Below are 2,631 nucleotides of genomic sequence, written 5' to 3'. Positions count from 1 at the left end.
GGCCGGGACGAGGGGGCCTTAGCGGGATCGTCGGCTCCGGGCGCCGCGGACGACGGGTCGACGGTGCCGGGGGCCTTCGGGACGTCGGTGGTGACCGGAGCCGTGACGGCGGGACCGGCAGCCGCGGGGCTGGTGGCCGCGGGGGCGGCAGCCGCGGGGGCGGTCGGCCCTGCGGAGCCGCCGCGGGCGGCCGCCCCCGGCGTGGTGGGGCCTGCGGCGTCCTGGAGCAGGAACGCTTCGGCCTGGCGCGGGTCGTCCGCGTCGGCGGGGGCGTGCTCGCCCGAGGCGTCGCGCGACCGGCGGCGCAGGCGCCTGGTGATCCGTCCGGTCCGGGTGTCCGGACCCGGCTCGGCAGCAGAAGAAGATCTTGATGGTGGCGGGCTGCCGCTGGTCGCGACGCCGGCGGCGGGTACGTCACGGGTCGTCGAATCCGGTCGTGGGCCCGCCGCGGGCAGGCGTGTACCGATCAGCGAGACGGGACGCGCGTCACCGTCATCGCCGTAGGGCTCTCGCGACACATCGGTCACGCGCTGTCGACCTCCGTGGTATTCTCCGGCTGGTTAGTGCCTGTTACTGCTGCTTGCGGTTGCTTGGCTTGAACTTCGGACGGATCGATGTAACACGAGCTGTTCAAGTATGACAAGGCTCCTTTGGGGGTCGTCAGGGTGGCTTGGGTGGGTGTAACTTCCTGCGCCGGCGGTAGGTGCTCGGAGAGGGAGGCCGTCGCGTGGCACAGGAGGGCGTCTCGGTGGCGGCGTTCGCGGCGGGCAGGGATCCCGCGGACGATGACGTGCTGACGGTCGACGAGCTGGTCGCGTGGCTGCGGCTGTCGGAGAGCACGGTGCTCAGGCTGTTGTCCGAACGGGAGATCCCGGCTCGCAAGGTCGGCCATCAGTGGCGGATCCGCCGCGGCCGGGTCAGGGACTGGCTGGACGGCAGGGAGTGATCTTTTCCGGCAGGCTGCCCGGGCGGACGCCTCCACGGATGCCCGCACGGGCCGCGTCCAGGCTGTGTGTGCTGGTGGCGGCGGCGCCGGTGCTGCTGTGCGGTGTGCCGGCCTGTTCGGCCGTGCGTGACGTCGTGGCCCGGGCGAGCGCCACCCCGGCCGCGACCGGGCCGCCGCCGGCCGCGAGCCAGCCTCCTGGCCCGCCACTTGCCACCGCATCACCACTGGCCTCCGTCCCGCTCGACCCTCATGATCCCGGAAGCGTCGCGGTGGACTGCTTCACCCGCTGGCAGTCCTATGACACCCGGGCCGACAGTGGGCCGGACGCCGGTCTGCTGCGTGCCCGCGCCTGCATGACCCCGGACTTCTTCGCCCAGCTCGGCGGGGAGCGCGGCGCCACCGCCACCGAGGAGCCGGCGCGGGCCTGGCTGGAGCTGCGGGAGCTGGGCAGCCGGTCCACCGTCGAGGTGCTCGCGGCCTCGCCGCTCGGCGGTGTTGACAGCACCGCCAGCGGCCGGGTCGTGCTGCTGCTCAACGTCCGGCGCACGACCGTGAGTGACCGGGCCGGCGACCGCACCGAGACGGTGTCGAACCCGACGCTCACCCTGCTCCGCCAGACCGACGGCAGCTGGCTGGTGGCCGGCGCGGATCTGGCGAACTCCTACGGCGACGCCCCGGGCCGCTGACGCTGTGGCAGGGGGGAGCTACCGCGCCCGTCGGCGTCGGCAACGGTGGATGCTCTGGGGCGGGCTGGGGCTGGTCGGTGGCATCGCCGCGTTCGTCTTCGGTGTCACGGCCATCGTGGTGATCATTGCCGGTCCCTTCATCGGGAACGACGGCTCCGACGTGCGCCGGACGATCAGGAACGCCGCCGGCATCCCGTCGGAGTACCTGCCACTGATCATCGAGGCTGCGAACAACGCCGGCTGCGCCGAGGTGTCACCGGCGGTGCTGGCCGCCCAGCTGCACCAGGAGTCCGGTTTCAGCCCGAACGCCCGTTCCGCCGTCGGCGCGATGGGTATCGCCCAGTTCATGCCCGGGACCTGGGCCATCCACGGCCAGGGTGACGTGTGGAACCCGGCGGACGCCATCCCCGCCGCGGCCCGTTACGACTGTGCCGTGGCCGCGGCGACGGCGTCCGTCTCGGCGGATCCGCGGGAGAAGATGCTCGCGGCCTACAACGCCGGGCCGGGGGCGGTGCTCGCCTACGCCGGTGTCCCGCCGTACCCGGAGACCCGTGACTACGTCCGGACCATCCTCGCCCAGGCGCAGGTCTACGGCGACGTCATCGACGCCATGGTCGCGGGCACGGTGTCGGCGGCCGCGGTGGCCCCGGTGCTGGCGTTCATGGAGAGCCAGATCGGCAGGCCCTACGTGTGGGGCGCGACCGGGCCGGACGCCTGGGACTGCTCCTCGCTGGTGCAGGCGGCCTACCAGCGGATCGGGGTGTCGTTGCCGCGGGTCACCGTGGACCAGATGCGGGCGGGCCCGCTGGTGTCCGCGGTGGATCCGCAGCCGGGTGACCTGCTGTTCATCCCCGGAGCCGACGGCACCGCCGCGGCGCCGGGGCACGTCGGCATGTACGTGGGGAACGGTCGGGTGATCGCCGCGAAGGGCGCCCGCTGGGGTGTGGTCGAGTCCGCCCTGTCGGACTGGACATCGATCGTGGCGGTCACCCGCCCGCT

General features: G+C 73.4%; 3 protein-coding genes and 1 pseudogene. 3 read left to right on the top strand and 1 reads right to left on the bottom strand.

Features of this window, described 5'->3' with window-relative positions; genetic code table 11:
* A pseudogene (locus tag NBW84_RS20545) lies at positions 1-527 on the bottom strand (hypothetical protein); the annotation flags it as partial.
* A gap of 200 nt (positions 528-727) precedes the next feature.
* On the opposite strand from NBW84_RS20545, the gene NBW84_RS20540 reads away from it, so the two are divergent.
* The 3 genes from NBW84_RS20540 to NBW84_RS20530 form a co-directional block, all read left to right on the top strand.
* The gene (locus tag NBW84_RS20540; RefSeq protein WP_013875580.1) at positions 728-946 is read left to right on the top strand and encodes a helix-turn-helix domain-containing protein; all 219 of its coding nucleotides are present in this window, start codon (positions 728-730) and stop codon (positions 944-946) included.
* Positions 947-984: 38 nt separating this feature from the next.
* Positions 985-1,632 (top strand): hypothetical protein, encoded by a 648-nt coding sequence (locus NBW84_RS20535; protein ID WP_250286516.1) that lies wholly within the window; start codon positions 985-987, stop codon positions 1,630-1,632.
* A 49-nt stretch (positions 1,633-1,681) separates the two neighbouring features.
* Positions 1,682-2,631: NlpC/P60 family protein (locus NBW84_RS20530; protein WP_250286514.1), on the top strand; the 950-nt coding region annotated here is incomplete at its 3' end.

The sequence above is a fragment of the Protofrankia sp. CiP1_Cm_nod2 genome, from assembly GCF_920664355.1.
Taxonomy (GTDB): Bacteria; Actinomycetota; Actinomycetes; order Frankiales; family Frankiaceae; genus Protofrankia.
The sequence above is the reverse complement of the archived record's forward strand: the minus strand, read 5'-3'. Positions and strand labels throughout refer to the sequence as shown.

Coding starts and splice junctions, on each gene's coding strand:
- NBW84_RS20535 (WP_250286516.1), top strand. CDS start 985: ATGCCCGCACGGGCCGCGTCCAGGCTGTGTGTGCTGGTGGCGGCGGCG.